This window comes from Nocardia testacea NBRC 100365 (assembly GCF_000308775.1).
In the GTDB taxonomy this organism is placed as follows: domain Bacteria; phylum Actinomycetota; class Actinomycetes; order Mycobacteriales; family Mycobacteriaceae; genus Nocardia; species Nocardia testacea.
Genome location: NZ_BAGJ01000060.1, coordinates 1 through 19,614 on the forward strand (window position 1 = coordinate 1; position 19,614 = coordinate 19,614).

The 19,614-nt window shown below is 69.0% G+C and carries 18 protein-coding genes; 7 read left to right on the forward strand and 11 right to left on the reverse strand.

What is annotated here, in order from left to right; translation table 11 throughout:
• The 4 genes from ON38_RS34735 to panB all read right to left on the reverse strand — a co-directional run.
• Positions 1-389: CHAD domain-containing protein (locus ON38_RS34735; protein ID WP_245563955.1), on the reverse strand; the 389-nt coding region annotated here is incomplete at its 3' end.
• Positions 379-1,353: a prolyl aminopeptidase gene (gene pip, locus ON38_RS07725; RefSeq protein WP_039823560.1), complete on the reverse strand. Its 975-nt coding sequence runs from the start codon at positions 1,351-1,353 to the stop codon at positions 379-381. The genes ON38_RS34735 and pip, both read right to left, overlap by 11 nt.
• Complete coding sequence (locus ON38_RS07730) at positions 1,353-1,802, reverse strand: hypothetical protein (RefSeq protein WP_039823561.1); 450 nt, start codon at positions 1,800-1,802, stop codon at positions 1,353-1,355. The genes pip and ON38_RS07730 overlap by 1 nt, the downstream gene beginning before the upstream one ends.
• An 85-nt stretch (positions 1,803-1,887) precedes the next feature.
• Positions 1,888-2,763 (reverse strand): 3-methyl-2-oxobutanoate hydroxymethyltransferase, encoded by an 876-nt coding sequence (gene panB / locus ON38_RS07735; RefSeq protein ID WP_373281193.1) that lies wholly within the window; start codon positions 2,761-2,763, stop codon positions 1,888-1,890.
• Between the two features lie 144 nt (positions 2,764-2,907).
• Here panB and ON38_RS07740 point away from each other — a divergent pair, with 144 nt between their 5' ends.
• From ON38_RS07740 to ON38_RS07750, 3 genes are all read left to right on the forward strand, one after another.
• The gene (locus ON38_RS07740; protein ID WP_039823563.1) at positions 2,908-4,446 is read left to right on the forward strand and encodes an alpha/beta hydrolase; all 1,539 of its coding nucleotides are present in this window, start codon (positions 2,908-2,910) and stop codon (positions 4,444-4,446) included.
• Between the two features lie 64 nt (positions 4,447-4,510).
• The gene (gene glnA / locus ON38_RS07745) at positions 4,511-5,848 is read left to right on the forward strand and encodes a type I glutamate--ammonia ligase (protein ID WP_030524004.1); all 1,338 of its coding nucleotides are present in this window, start codon (positions 4,511-4,513) and stop codon (positions 5,846-5,848) included.
• Positions 5,849-6,100: 252 nt separating this feature from the next.
• The gene (locus tag ON38_RS07750) at positions 6,101-9,112 is read left to right on the forward strand and encodes a bifunctional [glutamine synthetase] adenylyltransferase/[glutamine synthetase]-adenylyl-L-tyrosine phosphorylase (RefSeq protein ID WP_039823565.1); all 3,012 of its coding nucleotides are present in this window, start codon (positions 6,101-6,103) and stop codon (positions 9,110-9,112) included.
• A gap of 125 nt (positions 9,113-9,237) precedes the next feature.
• On the opposite strand, the gene ON38_RS07755 is transcribed toward ON38_RS07750, so the two are convergent.
• On the reverse strand, positions 9,238-9,525 hold the full coding sequence (locus tag ON38_RS07755; RefSeq protein WP_039823566.1) for a hypothetical protein: 288 nt from the start codon (positions 9,523-9,525) through the stop codon (positions 9,238-9,240).
• A gap of 218 nt (positions 9,526-9,743) precedes the next feature.
• Here ON38_RS07755 and ON38_RS07760 point away from each other — a divergent pair, with 218 nt between their 5' ends.
• Positions 9,744-11,183: a neutral zinc metallopeptidase gene (locus ON38_RS07760; RefSeq protein WP_039823618.1), complete on the forward strand. Its 1,440-nt coding sequence runs from the start codon at positions 9,744-9,746 to the stop codon at positions 11,181-11,183.
• A gap of 141 nt (positions 11,184-11,324) precedes the next feature.
• On the opposite strand, the gene ON38_RS07765 is transcribed toward ON38_RS07760, so the two are convergent.
• Together ON38_RS07765 and ON38_RS07770 are read right to left on the reverse strand one after the other, a co-directional pair.
• Positions 11,325-12,182 (reverse strand): alpha/beta hydrolase, encoded by an 858-nt coding sequence (locus ON38_RS07765; RefSeq protein WP_051164479.1) that lies wholly within the window; start codon positions 12,180-12,182, stop codon positions 11,325-11,327.
• A gap of 132 nt (positions 12,183-12,314) precedes the next feature.
• The gene (locus ON38_RS07770; RefSeq protein WP_039823568.1) at positions 12,315-13,736 is read right to left on the reverse strand and encodes a M20/M25/M40 family metallo-hydrolase; all 1,422 of its coding nucleotides are present in this window, start codon (positions 13,734-13,736) and stop codon (positions 12,315-12,317) included.
• 135 nt (positions 13,737-13,871) lie between these two features.
• Here ON38_RS07770 and ON38_RS07775 point away from each other — a divergent pair, with 135 nt between their 5' ends.
• Complete coding sequence (locus tag ON38_RS07775; protein WP_039823570.1) at positions 13,872-14,609, forward strand: DUF4191 domain-containing protein; 738 nt, start codon at positions 13,872-13,874, stop codon at positions 14,607-14,609.
• A 9-nt stretch (positions 14,610-14,618) separates the two neighbouring features.
• Here the strand turns inward: ON38_RS07775 and ON38_RS07780 are convergent, their stop codons facing one another.
• Together ON38_RS07780 and ON38_RS07785 are read right to left on the reverse strand one after the other, a co-directional pair.
• Positions 14,619-14,987: a YrdB family protein gene (locus ON38_RS07780; protein WP_039823571.1), complete on the reverse strand. Its 369-nt coding sequence runs from the start codon at positions 14,985-14,987 to the stop codon at positions 14,619-14,621.
• Positions 14,988-15,024: 37 nt separating this feature from the next.
• Complete coding sequence (locus tag ON38_RS07785; protein WP_039823573.1) at positions 15,025-15,477, reverse strand: RDD family protein; 453 nt, start codon at positions 15,475-15,477, stop codon at positions 15,025-15,027.
• A 443-nt stretch (positions 15,478-15,920) separates the two neighbouring features.
• Here ON38_RS07785 and glnA (ON38_RS07790) point away from each other — a divergent pair, with 443 nt between their 5' ends.
• The gene (gene glnA, locus ON38_RS07790) at positions 15,921-17,357 is read left to right on the forward strand and encodes a type I glutamate--ammonia ligase (RefSeq protein ID WP_039823575.1); all 1,437 of its coding nucleotides are present in this window, start codon (positions 15,921-15,923) and stop codon (positions 17,355-17,357) included.
• Positions 17,358-17,755: 398 nt separating this feature from the next.
• Positions 17,756-17,974: a DUF4287 domain-containing protein gene (locus ON38_RS07795; RefSeq protein ID WP_039823577.1), complete on the forward strand. Its 219-nt coding sequence runs from the start codon at positions 17,756-17,758 to the stop codon at positions 17,972-17,974.
• A gap of 100 nt (positions 17,975-18,074) precedes the next feature.
• On the opposite strand, the gene ON38_RS07800 is transcribed toward ON38_RS07795, so the two are convergent.
• Both ON38_RS07800 and ON38_RS07805 read right to left on the reverse strand, forming a co-directional pair.
• The gene (locus ON38_RS07800; RefSeq protein WP_039823578.1) at positions 18,075-18,365 is read right to left on the reverse strand and encodes a hypothetical protein; all 291 of its coding nucleotides are present in this window, start codon (positions 18,363-18,365) and stop codon (positions 18,075-18,077) included.
• Positions 18,366-18,443: 78 nt separating this feature from the next.
• Positions 18,444-19,553: a C40 family peptidase gene (locus ON38_RS07805; protein WP_039823579.1), complete on the reverse strand. Its 1,110-nt coding sequence runs from the start codon at positions 19,551-19,553 to the stop codon at positions 18,444-18,446.
• Positions 19,554-19,614 lie beyond the last annotated feature (61 nt).

The window sequence follows — 19,614 nt, forward strand, 5'->3', positions numbered from 1 at the left end:
CAGGATCTCGCTGTGTGCGGCGGCGTACCGGTCGCGTTCGGCGCGGACCAGGCGGTAGTGGGTGGATTTCGAAGACGGCCGAGCCGGGATCGCCGTAGCGGTCGAGCAGCGCGGTGAAACGTCCGGCGCGGACCTCTGCATCGCGCGCCACACCCAACAGCCCGGCAAGCCAGGCGAGTTCCGGTGCGCATCCGGTTGTCGGCGTCGGGGTCGAGCAGCTTCCGGTAGGAGCGCAGCACACTGCGCAACCGGCGGGTCGCCACCCGCATCTGATGGACCGAATCGTCGGCATCGGCCCGCACTTCCGGTTCGGCGTTGAGCAGGCGTTCGATATCGGCAGTAAGGGCGTCGGTGAGGGCGTCGGCCGCCGCGATCGGTTCATCTGCCATGGTGTGCCGCCGTCGCGAAGGTGTCGGTCGCCTCGACCAGATGATGGGTGATCCCGGGCTCAGCGGCGGAATGCGCGGCATCGTCGACGAGGTGCAGGCGCGACCCCGGCCAGGCGCGATGCAGGTCCCACGCGCTGACCGCCGGGCAGACGATATCGTGGCGGCCCTGCACGATCACCGCGGGAATATGGGTGATCGCGCCGATATCGCGCAGCAGCTGGGCCTCGTCGAGGAAGCCGCCGTGCCGGAAATAGTGGTTCTCGATCCGGGCGAAGGCGAGAGCGAACCGGGTATCGGAGGTTTCGGCCATCCGCTCGGGGTCCGGGCGCAGCGTACTGGTGGCGCTCTCCCAGGCGGTCCACGCGCGGGCCGCCGCGGTGACCACCTCCGGATCCGCGGAACCGAATAAGCGGTGGTAGGCCTCCACCAGATCGCCGTCGCGTTCGGACTCCGGAACCGGAGCGAGGAATTTCTCCCATTCGTCCGGGTAGACGTAGCCGGCGCTGCCGTTGTAGTACCAGTCGATCTCCTTGCGGCGCAGCAGGAATATTCCCCGCAGTACCAGTTCGGTGACCCGCTGTGGATACCGCTGCGCGTAGGCGAGCGCCAGGGTCGAACCCCACGAACCGCCGAACACGAGCCACCGCTCGATACCGAGCGCGGCGCGCAGCGCTTCGATATCGGCGATCAGATGCGCGGTGGTGTTGACCGAGAGATCCGCGCCGTCGGCGATATGCGGGGTCGACCGGCCGCAGCCGCGCTGGTCCAGCAGCACGATGCGGTAGCGGTCCGGGTCGAAGAACCGGCGGTTGAGCGGCGTGGTGCCCCCGCCCGGGCCGCCGTGCAGGAACACCGCGGGTTTCCCGTCCGGGTTGCCGCTGGTCTCCCAGTACACCGCCTGTCCGTCGCCGACCTCGAGCATGCCCTGCGCATAGGGTTCGATCGGCGGGTACAGCGGACGCATCAGAAGGCCAGGCCGGAGGCCAGATCGGGAAGTTCGAGCGCCCGCACGGCCTCGTCGTGCACATCGGCGCACGCCTGCACGGTCGCCCGGTCCACCACGGCCTTGTCCGCCAGGACCTGGGCATTGATACCGCCGTTGGTGAGCGCCCATTCGTGGACCATGGCGTTGAGGCCGATCCGGCCCAGCGTCGGGCCCTGGACACGCCAGTTGGACAGCTCGGGACGCATCATGTCGCACAGGTTCTGGGCGGCCTTGTCGGAGACCTCGAGCGGTGTGGCCGGTGCGGCGCTGCCCGTGGTCTTCGAGGTCGCGGTGGCGGAAGCGGTGGACGCGGCCGCAGAGTTGTCCTCCGAGCCCGTCTGCACACCGCCGCACGCGGTGAGCAGCACCGCCCCGCACACTCCCGCCACCGTGAGGGCACCCCGTGTTGTCCAAGCGCGTCGCCGCATCAGTACCTCAGAACTCGAGTCGGAACCGTCGACACCGAGTTTGCCATCCCGCGCCGGAGTGGGGACCCGCTGCGAGCCGAGCGGGTCAGAAACTGTGTTCCGGACCCGGGAACGTGCCCCGGCGGACCTCCTCGGCGAAGGCGGCGGCCGCGCCGCGCAGTTCGTCGCCCACCGCGGCGAACCGTTTGACGAACTTGGCGGTCTTTCCGCTGGTGAACCCGGCCATGTCCTGCCAGACGAGCACCTGGGCGTCACAGTCCGCGCCGGCGCCGATGCCGACCGTGGGGATGGTCAGCTTGCGGGTGACCTGGCCCGCCACCTCGGCCGGAACCATTTCCATCACCACCGAGAACGCGCCCGCGGCCTGTACCGCGATCGCGTCGGCGAGCAGCCCCTCGGCGCCCTCACCGCGGCCCTGGACACGGTAGCCACCCAGGGTGTTGACGCTCTGCGGAGTGAAGCCGATATGTGCCATCACCGGGATACCGGCGGCGGTGAGCAGCCTGATCTGGTCGGCGACGCGTTCGCCGCCCTCCAGTTTCACCGCGTGCGCGCCGCCCTCCTTCATGAACCGGGTGGCCGTGGCCAGGGCCTGTTCGGGTGATCCCTCGTAGGTGCCGAATGGCAGGTCGGCCACGACCAGGGCGTGCGGTGCGCCGCGCACCACGCCGCGCACCAGCGGGATCAGCTCGTCGGTGGTGATGGGCACGGTGGTCTCGTAGCCGTACACCACATTGGCGGCCGAATCGCCGATCAGCAGCACAGGTATACCCGCCTCGTCGAAGAGCCGGGCGCTGGAGTAGTCGTAGGCGGTGAGCATCGCCCAGCGTTCACCGGTCGCCTTCATCTGTTGCAGATGCTGGACGCGGGTGGGTCGCCGGGCCGGTTTCGCCGCCGCGGTGGCACCGTAGGCGGGTGTTTCCGAGGTGGCATCGGGTGTGCCGGTTGATACGGACATCATCGTCCCTTTCGTCTCCTCGAGGCCCTGATCGGGTCCCCGGGTCTGGTTGACGCCCTCCAGTGTGCACCCGTGGCCGAGCCCGGATTAAGCCCGCGACCAGGTGCGGTTGGTCACATCCCCGCGTCCGGGCCCGGTCCGGCTAGCATGGCGGCAGTGCGGAGCGGGTGTGGTGTGCTGGCGGTGCTGGCGGTCGCGACGGTGCTGGTCGCGGGGTGTGCGGAGGAGGTCCGGGAACAACCGGATCCGCCCGCGCCGATCCCGGCCGAGTTGAGTCGTTTCTACAGCCAGACCCCGGCCTGGGAGCCGTGCGCCGGTTACACCGACCCCGGGGAAGCGCTGCCGCCGGCGGCGCAGTGCGCCCGGATCGAGGTCCCCGTCGACTACGCCGACCCCGCCGGTCCGACCGCGCAGCTCGCGGTGTCCCGGATGCGCGCGACCGGGAACAGGATCGGTTCGCTGCTGATCAACCCCGGCGGCCCGGGGATGTCCGGGCTGTCCACGGTGATGCTGGGCGGCGGGACCGAGCTGGCCGATCGGTTCGACCGGGTGGGGTTCGACCCGCGTGGGGTCGGCGCCTCCACACCCGCGGTGGACTGCCTGACTCCGCAGGAAGCCGACGCCGAGCGGGCCGAACCGCCGGTGCCCAATACGCCGGAGGGGATCGCCGAGGCCGAGACCGAGAACCGCGAATACGCCGACCGCTGCGTGGCCCGCACCGGTGCGGAGTTCCTCGCCCATGTCGGCACCCGCGAAGTGGTCCAGGATATGGACATCATGCGCGCGGCGTTGGGTGATCGGCAGCTGACCTACCTCGGCTACTCCTACGGCACCCGACTCGGGACCGCGTACGCGGAGAAATTCCCGGGCAATGTCCGCGCCATGGTTCTCGACGGTGCCATCGATCCCGCGCAGGACCCGGTCGCCGAGTCGTTACGCCAGGCAGCGGGTTTCCAGAAGGCTTTCGACGCGTATGCCGCGGACTGCGCCCAGTCACCGGACTGCCCGCTGGGCACCGACCCGGCGCAGGCGGTGCCGCGGTTCCGCGCCCTGGTCGATCCGCTGTGGAACGCGCGGGCCGCCACCACCGATCCGCGTGGCCTCGGCTACGACGACGCGATCACCGGGGTGCAGCAGACTCTGTACGGCGCCGATTTCTGGCCGGTGCTCACCATCGGGCTCACCGAGTTGTCCCAGGGCCGCGGCGATACGCTGCTGCAACTTGCCGATATGTACAACGGCCGCCGCGACGACGGCACCTACAGCAATCTCACCGACGCCTTCGACGCGATCCGCTGTGTGGACGATCCGCGGATCACCGATCGCGCGGTGGCCGGCCGGCAGGACACCGAATACCGCCGGGCCGCCCCGTTCCTGGACGACGGCCGCGGCACCGGGGCGGCGCCGCTGGAACTGTGCGCGCAGTGGCCGGTGCCCAACACCAGCCGGCCGCACGATATCTCCGTCGAGGGGCTGCCCGAGCTGGTGGTGGTGTCCACGACCGGTGATCCGGCCACTCCGTACCAGGCCGGTGTCGATCTCGCCCAGCAACTCGGTGCGGCACTGATCACCCACGAGGGCGACAGTCACACCGTGGTCTTCAACGGCGGCGCCACCTGCGTGGACGACGCGGTGGTGCGCTACCTGGTGGACCTCGAGCCCCCCGCCGAGGGGCTACGCTGTTGAGCCGACACACAGCGCAGCGCGTCATGTAACACGGATTTAACGCCGGGTGCCTACTCTCGCGGTCATGGATCGCCAGAAGGAATTCGTGCTGCGGACGCTCGAAGAGCGGGATATCCGCTTCGTACGTCTCTGGTTCACCGACGTACTGGGCTATCTCAAGTCCGTCGCCATCGCGCCCGCCGAGCTCGAGGGGGCTTTCGAAGAGGGCATCGGGTTCGACGGATCGGCGATCGAAGGATTCGCGCGGATCTCCGAGGCCGATATGGTGGCCCGGCCCGATCCGTCGACCTTCCAGGTGCTGCCGTGGTCCTCGAGCAAGGGCCATCAGCATTCCGCCCGGATGTTCTGCGATATCACCATGCCCGACGGGTCGCCGTCGTGGGCCGATCCGCGCCATGTGCTGCGGCGTCAGCTCAACAAGGCCGGCGACGTCGGTTTCAGCTGCTACGTGCATCCGGAGATCGAGTTCTTCCTGCTGAAGAACCAGCCCGACGGCGTCGATCCGGTCCCCGCCGACAACGGAGGCTTCTTCGACCAGGCCGTCCACGATTCCGCGCCGAACTTCCGGCGGCACGCCATCGACGCGCTCGAATCCATGGGCATCTCGGTGGAGTTCAGCCACCACGAGGGCGCGCCCGGCCAGCAGGAGATCGACCTGCGCTACGCCGACGCGCTGTCGATGGCCGACAATGTGATGACCTTCCGCTACCTGATCAAGGAAGTGGCCATCGACGAGGGCGTGCGCGCCACGTTCATGCCCAAACCGTTCGCCCAGTACCCGGGCTCGGCCATGCACACGCATATGAGCCTGTTCGAGGGCGAGGCGAACGCGTTCTCCGACCCGGACGACCCGGACAACCTGTCCGCGACCGCGCGCGCCTTCATCGCGGGCATCCTCGAACACGCGCACGAGATCAGCGCCATCACCAACCAGTGGGTGAACTCGTACAAGCGGCTGATCCACGGCGGTGAGGCGCCGACCGCGGCATCGTGGGGCCGGTCCAACCGCTCGGCTCTGGTCCGGGTGCCCATGTACACCCCGAACAAGTCGTCGTCGCGGCGCGTCGAGATTCGCAGTCCGGATTCCGCCTGCAACCCGTACCTGACCTTCGCGGTGCTGCTGGCGGCCGGCCTGCGCGGCGTCGAGAAGGGCTACACGCTGCCGCCGGAGGCCGAGGACGACGTCTGGTCGCTCACCGCCGCGGAACGGCGCGCCATGGGCTTCAAGGAGTTGCCCGGCACCCTGGACGAGGCGCTGCACGCGATGGAGCGCTCGGAGCTGGTCGCCGAAACGCTCGGCGAGCACGTCTTCGACTTCTTCCTGCGCAACAAGCGCCGGGAGTGGTCGGATTACCGTGCCCAGGTGACGCCGTTCGAATTGCGCGAATACCTGGGTCTCTGACCCTCGGCTCGCCGGCCCGGTATCCCGCCGTCGTCCCCGGTGGGAGGCGCGTGCGGTAAGCCGGTGCCGGCACGGACGCCGGTGAACCGCGGCGCGGTCTGCCGGCGACGGCACGTTCGTTTCCCCTCCGATGGCCGGTCGGTCCGCGCCCCGGGCCGGCCGGTCCCGTGACTGCGTGCCGATGTGGCCGGCGACCGCGGCCGGCCGAGGGGTCCGGCACATTCCGGGCCCGCTTGTCGGTACCTTGAGCTCATGGTCCGCCCACCGTCCGCCCGGTCCGCCGTCCCCGGCGTCGGCCGTCTGGGATTGCTCGAACCGTCGGCCGCCGACTCGCTGAAGACGCTCGGCTGGGACAATATCGAGAGCATTCCGGTGCTGTGGTCGCTGTCGCGGGCACCGGACGCCGATCTGGCGCTGAACACTCTGATCAGGTTGTTCGAGGCGCTCGGGAGCGACTGGGCGGAACTGGATTCCGCGATCCGGAGCGAGACGATGCTGCGCGGCCGGCTGTTCGCGCTACTGGGCTCCTCGACCGCGCTGGGTGATCACCTGGTGGCCGATCCGGAATCCTGGGTGCTGCTACGGCGGGAGGAACTGCCCGACCGCGACGAGCTGATCGCCGATCTGCTCGCGGTCGTCGGCGGCGAACCCGAGTCCGGGCCCAATGCCGCGCCGATGCTGTACCGGGCCACCGAGTCCGGGCCGGAAGTGGTCGCGGCGCTGCGCAAACGGTACCGCGATCAGCTCATGCTGCTGGCCGCCGTCGATCTGGCCGCAACCGTCGAGGACGAGCCGGTGATCCCGTACGAGTCGGTGGGCCGCCAGCTCACCGCGCTCGCCGATGCCGCGCTGACCGCCGCGCTGGCGGTCGCGGTGGCCCGGGTGTGCCGCGACGAACCGTGCCCGGTGCGGCTGGCCGTGATCGCCATGGGTAAGAGCGGGGCGTGCGAACTCAACTACGTCAGCGATGTCGATATCGTCTTCGTCGCCGAACCCGCCGACGCCGTCGCCACCCGGCTGGCCGCCGAACTGATGACCGTGGGCTCCTCGGCCTTCTTCGAGGTCGACGCCGCGCTGCGGCCCGAGGGCAAGGCCGGCGCCCTGGTACGCACGCTCGACTCCCATCTGGCCTACTACCAGCGCTGGGCGCGGACCTGGGAGTTCCAGGCGCTGCTCAAGGCCCGGCCGATGACCGGCGATCTGGAGCTCGGCGAACAGTACCGCTCGGCCACCGACGCACTGGTGTGGACGGCTTCCGAACGCCCGGATTTCGTGCCGGATGTGCAGGCCATGCGCCGCCGGGTGGAGGATCTGGTGCCCGCCGAACTACGCGAACGCGAACTCAAGTTGGGCAGCGGCAGTTTGCGCGATGTGGAGTTCGCGGTGCAGCTGCTGCAACTGGTGCACGGCCGCGTCGATCCGAAACTGCACGTCCAGGGCACCGTGGAAGCTCTCGCGGCGCTCGCCGCGCGCGGATACGTGGGCCGTGAGGACGCCGCGAACCTCACGGCCTCCTATGAATTCTTGCGTCTGCTCGAGCACCGGCTGCAGTTGCAGCGGCTCAAACGCACCCATACGCTGCCCGCCGCCGACGACGAGGAAGGAATGCGCTGGCTGGCCCGGGCCGCGCATATCCGCCCGGACGGCAGACATGACGCCGCGGGAGTGTTGCAGGCCGAGTTGCGCCGGCAGACGGGCCGGATCCGCCGCCTGCACACCAAACTCTTCTACCGGCCGCTGCTGGAATCGGTGGCCCGCCTGGACTCCGACGCGCTGCGCCTGAGCCCGGACGCCGCCGTGCGGCAGCTCGCCGCCCTCGGATACGGCTCGCCCGAACACGCATTGAGCCATCTACGCGCTCTGACCAGCGGTGTTTCGCGTAAAGGCCGGATCCAGGCGGTGCTGCTGCCGACTCTGCTGGAGTGGCTCGGCGAGACTCCCGACCCCGATGCCGGGCTGCTGGCCTACCGGCGGGTGTCGGAAGGGCTGGTGGATCAGGACTGGTATCTGCGGGTACTGCGCGACGAGGGCGCGGTCGGGCAGCGGTTGATGATGGTGCTCGGTTCCTCGGCCTACCTCCCCGATCTGCTGATCAACGCTCCCGAGACAATCCGCATGTACGCCGACGGCCCGCACGGGCCGCTGCTGTTGCGCACCCAGCCGGTCGAGGTGGCAGGCGGCATTCTCACCGCCGCCGACCGGTACACCGACCCCAAGCGGGCGGTGGCCACCGCCCGCTCCCTGCGTCGGCACGAACTCGCGCGGGTGGCCTCGGCGGATCTGCTGGGGCTGCTGGATGTGCCGCAGGTCTGTGCCGCGCTGTCCGCGGTGTGGGTGGCGGTGCTCGAGGCATCGCTGCGCGCGGTGATCCGGGCCAGCGTCGCCGAACGCGGCGCACCCGCGCCCGCCGATTTCGCGGTGATCGGGATGGGCCGGCTCGGCGGCCGGGAACTCGGCTACGGCTCCGATGCCGATGTGCTGTTCGTGTGTGATCCGCGGCCCGGCGAGGACGAGCACGTCGCGGTGAAATGGGCCAACGGTATCGCCGAGCAGGTGCAGAAACTGCTCGGCGCCCCCAGTACCGATCCACCGTTGCAGGTCGATGCGGGCCTGCGGCCGGAGGGGCGCAGTGGCGCGCTCGTGCGCACCCTGGCCGCCTACGACGCCTACTACCGCCAGTGGGCGCAGCCGTGGGAGGTCCAGGCGCTGTTGCGCGCCCACCAGGTGGCCGGCGACCAGCAGCTGGGTCTGCGTTTCCTGCACACGATCGACGCCGTGCGCTATCCGGCGGGCGGTGTCTCCGCCGAGGCGGTCCGCGAGATCCGCCGCATCAAGGCCCGGGTCGATTCCGAACGGCTGCCCCGCGGTGCCGATCCGGCCACCCACACCAAACTGGGTCGTGGCGGCCTCGCCGATATCGAATGGACCGTTCAGCTGTTGCAATTGCGGCACGCGCACGAGATCCCGGCACTGCACAACACCTCGACGCTGGAATCGCTCGATGTGATCGAGCAGGCGGAGCTGCTGAGCCCGGTGGACACCGACCTGCTGCGCCAGTCCTGGCTCACCGCCACCGCGGCCCGCAACGCGCTGGTCCTGGTGCGCGGTAAACCGTCCGACCAGCTGCCCGGCCCGGGCACCACGCTGTCGGCGGTGGCGCGGGTGGCGGGCTGGCCCACCCACGACGGCGGTGAGTTCCTCGACAACTACCTGCGGATCACCCGCCGGGCCCGCGCCGTGGTGGAGCGGGTCTTCGGCGTCTGACCGGCGGTACGCGCCAGCGTCCGGACAGAGCGGTGCGGAGGTACGCCGAGGTCGGCCCCGGTGGGTGTGGTGAGGGTTTCGGCCGCATATCGACGCGCACGGCCGGAGCGAATGCGGAGGTACGCCTAGGAGCCTGGCGGGGAGGTCAGTGCCCGGAATCGGGTGACCAGGTCCTCCAGCGCGCGCCGGTCCTCCAGATCGGCCGGTCGATAACCGCCCGCCGCGGTGACGGTCACGGGGGTTTCCCGCTCGATGCCGAGTTCCGACCAGCACCAGGGCAGCACGGGCAGGTTCACCGCGCGGTCATTGGCGGCGAGGGTGATCCGGGACGTGCAGCCGGGAAGGGAGCCGGCCAGTTCCTCGGCGGCTGCCGCCGTCAGCGGGCCGGGCGAGCGGAATTCCTCGATGTACACCGGGCCTCCTCGGGAGATATGGAGTTCAGTGTAGGACCGGGCCGAGTGCTGACGGCCGTCCCGCCGGCTCCTATACCGCAGAGTGAACGGGCCGCCCGTACTTCAGCGCTGTACGTCGTTGCCCGCCTTGTGTTTCGATATTCCTCGGCACGGTCGCGGTGGTATCGCGATCGGGTGGCGCCGGGCCCGCGGGCCCGGTCGGGAACGGGGAGGCGGAAATGACCGGGACACGATGGTCACGGCTGGTCGTCACGGCAGCAGCGGCGGTTCTGACGGTATCGGCGCTGTCGGCGTGCTCGCAGGCGAAATCGACACAGCGGGACGCCGAGAATCCGTGGCAGATCACGGGAGCCACGACCAGTACCGGGCCCAGCGGGTCCCGCGACGGGGTGCCCGACACCGACCGGCAGGCCGCCAACGGCGACGGCGGCGAGATGGACCGGCTCGCGCTCAACGCGGTCGCCGATATCGAGGAGTTCTGGGCGGAGAACTACTCGGCGACGTTTCCGGGCGAGTTCCGGCCGGTGTCGCAACTCGTCTCCTGGGACGCCGATGCCCGCGAACGCGATTCGATCGAGTTCTGCACGATCAGCACCCACGAACTGGTGAACGCCGCCTACTGCGGTACCGACGACACCATCGGCTGGGACCGCGGTGTACTGCTGCCGGAACTGGTCGATCAGTTCGGCGAAATGGCCGTGGTGATGGTGCTCGCCCACGAATACGGGCATGCCCTGCAGATACCTGCCGGAATCGCGACCGAGGATTCCCCGGGTCTGGTCACCGAACAGCAGGCCGACTGTCTGGCCGGTGTGTTCCTGCGGCATGTGGCCGAGGGCGATTCCCGGCATTTCACCCTCAACACCACCGAAGGTCTCAACGGCGTCCTGGGCGCCACGGTCGCCGTCCGCGACCGTGATCCCGGCGACCCGGACAATGTGCACGGCAGCGCCTTCGAGCGCGTGACGGCGGTGCAGATGGGTTATACGAACGGCGCCGAGGCGTGTGCGCGGATCGACGAACAGGAGATCGAGGACCGCCGGGCCGGACTGCCGGTGACGTTCGAAGAACCCGGTGAGCAATACCTGCAACTGGAGGTCACCGAGGATTCGCTCGAGGATATGGCCGTCGCGATGGCCGATATCCTGCCGGTCACCCGGGCGCCCGAATACGACTACGCGGGCGTGCCGGCCCGCTGCTCCGATGCGACCCCCACCGCGCCCGTCGCGTACTGCCCGGTCACCGATGTGATCGGCACGGACGTCGAGGCGCTGGCCGAACGCGCCGGCGAGACGGGCGGCGAGGACGAACCGCTGTCGGCCATCGTCGCCGGCGACTACAACGCATTCGTCGTGTTCGTCTCCCGCTACGCCCTCGCCTACCAGAACCACAAACAGCTCGCCCTGGTCGGCGCCGAGACGGCGGGATTGCGCACCGCCTGCCTGTCGGGTGTGGTGACCACCGCGCTGAGCAGGGCGAACAGCAATCCGCGCCTGTCCGCGGGGGACCTGGACGAGGCGGTGTCGGGCCTGCTCGCCGACGGACTGGCCGCCGCCGATGTCAACGGCGACGTGGTCCCCGGGGGCTATCTGCGCCTGGACGCTTTCCGGTTGGGCGTGCTCGAAGGGGAGAGCGCCTGTCTCGCCGAGTACGAGTAGACGCGCCGTGACGAGCGGATCCAGGCATCACCACACGCCTCCGGCGGGCGCTGCGGGCTTGTACCGCAGCGCCTGCCGAGGATTCGAGTCCAACCGGTTCCGGTATCGCTCTCCCGGCTCGGCGGCGTGCGCCGCCGATCCTCACTCTCCGGTGGTTCGCGCGTCCAGCCAGCCGACCACATCGGCCAGTACCCGGTCGCGTTCGGGTTCGTTGAAGATCTCGTGGTAGAGCCCGTCGTAGCGGTGGACGGTGAGATCGGTGGTGCCCGCGCGCTGTTCGATCCGGTCCGTACTCGCCGGGGCGGCAATGGCGTCGGCGCTTCCGTGCAGCGCCAGCGTCGGGACCCGCAACCGCGGCAGGCGATCGAGCACGGTTCCGGCGGCGGTGAGGATCTCGGTCGCCGTGCGGGCGGGTAGCTTCCCGCGGAACACCAGCGCGTCGTTGTCGTAGGCCGCGACGACCGCCGGGTCCCGGCTGATCTGCGACGAATCGAGTTTGAGCACACCGAGGTTCGGGGCCAGCCGGGTGAGTACCGGGGCCAGTAGCCGCTGCGCCGGATTTCCGGCGTCGATGATCAGCGGCGGTGCCGAGACCACCACCCCCGCCACGTCCAGCGGCGCCCTGGTCGCCAGGTAGAGGGTGATCAGGGCGCCCATGGAATGGCCGATGACGAATGCCGGCAGACCGGGATGTTCCGCACGCGCCGCGGCGAGCAGGGCCGCCACATTGTCGGCGGCATTGTCGATCGACCCGATATTGGCGCGCGTGCCCGCGTCGGCGGATTCCCCGTGCCCCACATGGTCGAACGCGTACACCGCGAAACCCGTGTCCGCCAGGGTCCGCGCGACGTACTCGTAGCGACCCGAATGCTCCGCCACCCCGTGCACGAGAACGATTACCCCGCGCGCCGTCGCGGGCACCCAGGAACGCCGGCTCAGCCGGTGCCCGGCGTGCTCGAACTCCCCGCGCTCCACTCGTATGTCCTGGTCGCTGGTCACAAGGTCCTCCCTCGAAGCCGGTAGTGGGATCCGCGGAGGCCGCGGCGGCGGCGCGGGTATCGCCTCATCGAAACTCCTGTGAAACGGGTACCTACGGCCGGTGGCGGCCGCACGGGCAGCGGAGGTATCGCCTCATCGCGGCACCCGGGGCGCTCGGGCCTGTCCGGGCTCGGCGAGCGCGGTGAGCAGGCGCCGGTTGAAGTCGATGAGGCGAGCGTAGTTCACCCGGGACAGCCGCTCGTCGTTTCCGTGGATCCGTTCCAGATCCGCGGCCGTGAGCCGGATCGGGGCGAAATTGCAGCGGGTGGCAGCCAGATCGTCGTAGTGGCGGGAGTCGGTGGCGCCGGGGACGAGGCCGGTGGTCACCGCGACGCCGGGCGCCACCTCTTCGGTGAGGCGTGCGATGAGGTCGAACTGCGGACCCGGGCCGGTCGCGGGGGTGGGTTCGGAAGTCATGCCCACCAGTTCGATCCGGACCTGTGCGTCGCGGACGGCCCGGCGGCAGTGCGCGAGCACCGAATCGACCGTATCGCCCGGCAGGATCCGGAAGTTGATCAGCGCCTCCGCCTGCTGCGGCAGCACATTCGCCTTCACCCCGCCGCGGATCACCGTCGGTGCCGTGGTCGTCCGCACCAGCGCCTCGGTCTGCGGTGCCGACGCCATGATCCGGCTGATCACCGGCGCCGCCAGCGCCGCGAATCCGAGCAGCCGGCGTTTGGTCGCGGGTAGATGCGGGCGCAGGCGGGCGAGCATATCGGTGACCACGGGCGTGACCCGTAGCGGCATCGGGTCGTCCTGGATCCGGCTCACGGCGCGGGCCAGCCGCCCGACCGCGGTCTGCCGGCCCGGCATGGACGAATGCCCGCCCTTCTCCGATACCGACAACCGGACCGTGGCATACCCCTTCTCCCCGAGCATGATGGTGGCCACCGGGACGGTCACCTCGTCCACGATGCCCTCGGTGATCACCCCGCCCTCGTCCAGCAGCAGGTCGGCGTGGACATCCCGTTCCCGTAGCCGGGCCGCCATCCGCACGGCACCGCGGTCGCCGAACACCTCTTCGTCGTGGCCGAACGCCAGGTGAACGGTGTGGCGGGGCCGCAGCCCCTCGGCGAGAGCGGACTCGACGGCTTCCAGGATGGCCAGCATCCGGCTCTTGTCGTCGATCGCGCCGCGACCCCAGATGAACTCCGCGTCCACCACGCCCGCGAAGGGCGGATGAGTCCACCCGGCGGGATCGTCCGCGGGCACCACGTCCTGGTGCGCGAGCAGGATCGCGGCCGTCCGCGCGGGGTCGGCGCCCCGCCAGGTGTAGAGGCGGCTGTGCCCGAAACGTTCGAGCTCCAGTTCGGCGTGCACCCGGGGAAGCGACCGCTCGAGGTGCGCGCCGAGCCGCTCGAACTCGGTATCGGCCGCCGCGCCGGAGCCGTCGCGGCCCGGCTCGGGCTCCTCCCGGGACACTGTCACGCACCGTAGCGCGGCGGCGAGTCGCTCCGCCGTCGCGTCGTCGACCGGTGCGCCGGTCGCCGGATCGGCCTCGAGGTGGGTGGACATCCCTGTATTCTCCTCGCCCGCGCAAGCCCCGCCCGGACTGTCCGGGGGACCGTGCCGACCGTCGGGCGCCGCCGCCCGCGGGCGGAGTACGTCCCGTGGCCGGAGCGCCGCGGGCCGGGCATTATTCTGGGAGCCATGGCAGCAGGCAAGCCCGACAAAGAGGCGAAGGCCGCGGCGAAAGCGGCGCGCAAAGCACAGTCGAAGGAACGTCGTCAGCAGATCTGGCAGGCGTTCCAGATGCAGCGCAAAGAGGACAAGCTGCTGCTGCCGCTGATGATCGGTGCGGTGGTCCTCACCACGCTGGTGCTGTTCGGGGTCGGCTTCCTCTTCGGCGCGCAGTGGTTCCTGCTGCCACTGGGCCTGCTGCTCGGCCTGCTGTTCGCCTTCATCATCTTCGGTCGCCGCGTGCAGAAGTCCGTCTACGGAAAGGCCGAGGGTCAGGCCGGTGCCGCCGCGTGGGTGCTGGACAATCTGCAGGGCAAGTGGCGGGTCAGCAACGGCATCGCCGCCACCACCCAGCTCGACGCCGTGCACCGCGTCATCGGTCTGCCCGGTGTGATCTTCGTGGGGGAGGGCTCGCCGCAACGGCTGCGCTCGCTGCTGGCGCAGGAGAAGAAGCGCACCGCCCGGCTCATCGGCGACACCCCGATCTACGACGTGATGGTCGGTAACGAGGAGGGACAGGTCCCGCTGAAGGAACTCCAGCGTTACCTCACCAAACTCCCGCGCAATATCGACACCAAACGAATGGACCAGATCGAGGGCAGGCTCAGTGCCCTGAGTTCGCGCGGCGGCGGCCCGGCCATGCCCAAGGGGCCGATGCCGACCAATGCCAAGATGCGGGGTATGCAGCGCACCATCCGCCGCCGCTGACCCGGGGGCTCAGCGCCGCAACAGCCAGAGCACCCGGTCGTAGGCGAGTACGTGGTAGGCGAGCAGGACCGCCGCGGACACCAGTGCGAGCCGCGGTAGTCCGGCCAGCCACAACGCGGCCGCGCCGCCGAACAGCACGGCGAACTCGACCAGCAGTCGTATCACCCCGGGGACCGCGACCGGAGCCTCCCCGGAGCGGCTCGGATCATCCGGTACCGCGAAGACACCCCATGCCGTCGCCGCGATCACGGGGAGCAGCACCACCAGCAGCCACCGTCCCGGCCCCTCCGTCAGCCGCCAGCCGAGCACCCCGGCCGAGGCCAGGGCGGTGAGTTCGAGCAGGAGTCGGAGACCGAGCAGTACCGGATTCAGTGACATCGCGCGAGCGTGACCGGCCCCCACCTGTGGTGACCGGTCAGCGAGAACGCACCACCGCGGTGCCGGTCGCGCGATCGTGCATGCCGCGTCCGTCCGCGTCGGTGAACAGCGCGGGGATCACGAACACCAGCAGCACCTGGCGGCCGAGCGCCCGCAGGAACCCGACCGGCGCCTCGGCATCGACCCGGGCCACCCGGATGCGCAGGAAATACTGCCCGGGAGTGAACCCGAAAAGCGTCACCGCCGCCACCCCGATCACGAACCAGAGCCCCAGGTTCACCGACGAGGCCGGCATACCCTGCGCGATCAGCGCCGAGATTCCGACCGCGATGAGCCAGTCCACCAGCATCGCGACCACACGCCGGAACATCCCCGGCAGTGATCCGGCGCCCTCCCGGGGCAGCCCCAGGCCGGCTCCGGCGTAATCATCGCCGCCGGTACCGGAGGCGACGGGAGGTCCGGAGAGCCAGGAACCGGTGATACGTGCCATGCACCCCAGAATAGGCGCACCCCCGGCCCGTGCTTCCGCGTAGCTCGGGCCGCGCTTCCGGCCGCGCGCTCGCGAGCACCTCCGCGTTCGCTTCGGTCATGCGCGGTTTGTATACCTGTGCATCCACCCGCCGGGCACGGATTGGGGATAGGCTTCGCCTCGGCCCCGCATTCGGCGGTGGTGCGGCGCCCGAGTGACGGGCGGCCTCCGTTACACGAGGTTCCCGCTGGATTTTGGGCATAAAGGGCAGCTCCGGGCCGGTCCGGACCGAGGTCCGTGGACCGAACCCGCAGTTCGTGGCGTGGCCGAGGACACGCCACCGACCCGACGTGTAACACTGGCGAAACACACTCTTGACTGGCGGGAAACACCCTGTCCATAGCGTCGGGTCGCGACGCCCCGCACTCGATACTGGCTGGGAATCTATCCGTAAGGAGAACCACGTGACGTTCAGCACGGCCGACGAGGTCATCAAGTACATCGCGGACTCGGAGGTCGAATATGTCGACATCCGCTTCAGCGATCTGCCCGGTGTGCAGCAGCACTTCTCCATCCCGGCGAAGGCCTTCACCGCCGACCTCGCCGAGGAAGGCCTCGCCTTCGACGGTTCTTCGGTGCGCGGTTTCCAGTCCATCGACGAGTCCGACATGCTGCTGCTGCCCGACTACAGCACCGCGCAGCTCGACCCGTTCCGGTCGGCGAAGACGCTCAATATGAACTTCTTCGTGCACGACCCCTTCACCCGTGAGGCCTACTCGCGCGACCCGCGCAATATCGCCCGCAAGGCGGAGGAGTACCTGCGCTCGACCGGTATCGCCGATACCGCGTACTTCGGCGCCGAGGCCGAGTTCTACATCTTCGACTCGGTGCGCTACGACTCCGCCATGAACGGCGCCTTCTACGAGGTCGAGTCGATCTCCGGCTCCTGGAACACCGGCGCGGCGACCAACCCCGACGGCAGCCCCAACCGCGGCTACAAGGTCCGTAACAAGGGCGGGTACTTCCCGGTCGCCCCCTACGACCACTACGTCGACCTGCGCGACAAGATCTCCACCAACCTGCAGAACGCCGGTTTCGAGCTGGAGCGCGGCCACCACGAGGTCGGCACCGCCGGCCAGGCCGAGATCAACTACAAGTTCAACACCCTGCTGGGTGCGGCCGACGACCTGCAGCTGTTCAAGTACATCGTCAAGAACACCGCGTGGGCCGAGGGCAAGACCGTCACCTTCATGCCGAAGCCGCTCTTCGGCGACAACGGCTCGGGCATGCACGCCCACCAGTCGCTGTGGAAGGACGGCAAGCCGCTGTTCCACGACGAGGCCGGCTACGGCGGCCTGTCCGACCTGGCGCGCCACTACATCGGCGGCATCCTGCACCACGCCCCCTCGCTGCTGGCGTTCACCAACCCGACGGTGAACTCCTACCACCGCCTGGTCCCGGGCTTCGAGGCCCCGATCAACCTGGTGTACTCGCAGCGCAACCGCTCCGCCGCGGTCCGCATCCCGGTCACCGGCAACAACCCGAAGGCCAAGCGCATCGAATTCCGCGCTCCGGACTCCTCGGGCAACCCCTACCTGGCCTTCGCCGCCATGCTGATGGCCGGCCTGGACGGCATCAAGAAGAAGATCGAACCGCTGGCCCCGGTCGACAAGGACCTCTACGAGCTCCCGCCGGAGGAGGCCAAGAACATCCCGCAGGCCCCCACCAGCCTCGCCTCGGTCATCGACCGCCTCGAGGCCGACCACGAGTACCTCACCGAAGGCAATGTCTTCACCGAGGACCTGATCGAGACCTGGATCAGCATCAAGCGCGAGCAGGAGATCGCCCCGGTGAACCTGCGTCCGCACCCGTACGAGTTCGAGCTCTACTTCGACGTGTAAGCCGCTATAGCGGTCCCAACTGCGGCGGATCTATTCACCGATAGCCTCCCGTCCGCAATACGTCCGCAACAGCTGTAGACGAGTCCACCCACTCCGCGATCACTTCACCGATTGCGGTCCGGGTGGACTCGTCTGCGTTCGGGCGCCGAATCCCGGTCGGCTCACGCAGGCGAAGCACGCACCAGCCGGACCGGCACTGCCGACCGTCTGTGGTCCGGTCACGTCTGTCGGTCCACGCACGGTGATCGTCATCGTGCGCCGCGGAACAGCCCCGGGCTCGGAACTCCGGCCGGTAACGAACATCGAGTGATGTGCGACACATAGGCGGCGCGGGCGATGAGATCTCGACGAGCCTCCCGTCTCACCTATCGAGTTCGTAACCAGCAAGGAGATCGAAGATGGCGACCACCCCGAAGGGACCCGCGTCCTACTTTCCGTCCATCGAGGCCAAATACGGCCGCAGTATCGAGGAATGGAAGACGGTCCTTCGTGAGGCGGGCTCGACCTCACACAAGGAACTCGTCGAATTGTTGAAGGGGCAGCACGGTTTAGGGCACGGACACGCCAATGCGCTGGTCCAGCACCATCTCCATCCCGAGAAGTGGGCCGCGGCCTGACCTGTTTCGTCCGGGTCCCGGCAGGCGCGCCGACACGCACGAGGGGTGCTGCGGATCGTTCCGCATCGTCGTCGGACGCTCCTGCCGGGACGTCGCGCGTTCAGGACTCCGGCGGGAGTATCGGTGGGCTGAACACCTCTTCCAGCGGGATGGGGCCGGTGTAGCGGCGGCAATGACAGCCGACCCATTCCCGCATGCCGTGCATACCTCTTCGCGAGAGTTCGGCGTGGCATTTGCCGGTCTCGCGGTCGTGCAACGCCAGGTCGTGCCCGCAGCCGCAACGGGCCGTGGTTTTCGCTGTCGAGCCGGCTCGCCGCCGAGACCCGAATCGGCCGCCCAGCCAGCCGATCGCGACAAGGCCGGCGCCGACCGCAAGGCTCAGTGGATCCATAGAAGAAGTTTACGTATACGCATGGGCGCCGGGAGTCGGAAGAGAACCCGGCCCGGGGACGGCGTCGTGCGGTCGTCGCTACACCCGATCCGAGCCGGTGGGCGGTGGCTTGATCACACCGACGACTTTTCCGGAATTGAGGTCGTAGTTCCGCTGTGCCACCTGATCGCTGGAATTGCCTTCGATGGTGTGGATCTTTCCACCGCTGACGGCTTCCACGATTCCGATGTGGTCGGGAGTGCCGTCGCCTTCCCAGTCGAACACGATGAGATCTCCCGGCTGCGCCTCGGCGGTGCTGCCCCTCCGCAAATCCAGTGCGGCGGCGTCGTTCCAGACGGCGGGCACATAGTCGAAGTCGGTCCAGGTGACGTCGTATCCGGCTTCTTTCCACACCCAGCTGGTGAACGCGGCACACCACGCGCTGCCGTTGTTATAGGGCTTGCCGGCGAAGGCCGCGTCCGTCTCCCTGGTGCCGAGCTCACCGCTGGCCACGCTGAGAGCCTTGCCCACCGGATCGTTCGGGTCGGTGATCCGGTAGCTGGCTTTGCTGGCCCGGGGCGGCTGGTAGGCGTTGGTCGCCGCCGGCATTCCACCATTGTTGTAGTCGTAACCACGCGGGACGGTCGGTACCGACCCATCGATCTGGCGAGCCTTGGCGTCCATTGCGTTTGCCGCGCCTTCGACTTCCGCGTGCACCTGGTCGGCCGCGTTCAGCAGCGCCACCAGCAGATCGAACTCCACGCCGACAGGCAGACGGTAGATGCCGTCCGCACCTTTCGTCGGGTCCGGCGCGTCCTCGAGTTTTGTCCGCAGCCGCTCGACGATCGTTGTGATCTCCTTGTATGTCGTATTCGATGTGTCGAAGGCCTCCACAGCGGAATCCTTGATGTCCCGGTTCTTCCGATCCAGCTCCGTGGTCAGGCGGGTCACGTCGCCCTCGCGGGCGGTGTACTTGTCGATCATGACGGACTTGTTCGTCGGCTTGTCCAGGTCATCCTGATCCGGCAGTCCTTTGTCGTCGAGCCAATCGGACAAATCCGTCGCGCTGCGGGGCTTTCCCGAAGCAAGCAACAGGATCGACCGGTTGATGTGCTCCTCGACCGCGCCGATGAGGGGGTGCAGGCGCTCGGCGCCCCAGGGACGAGGCAGGGGGTCGATCTCGAGCTTTTCGACGGTGGTCGGACTCATCGGACACTTCTCTCTGCGCCGGCCGTACAGCCACGACAACGAATACGCGGTGTGAATCGGC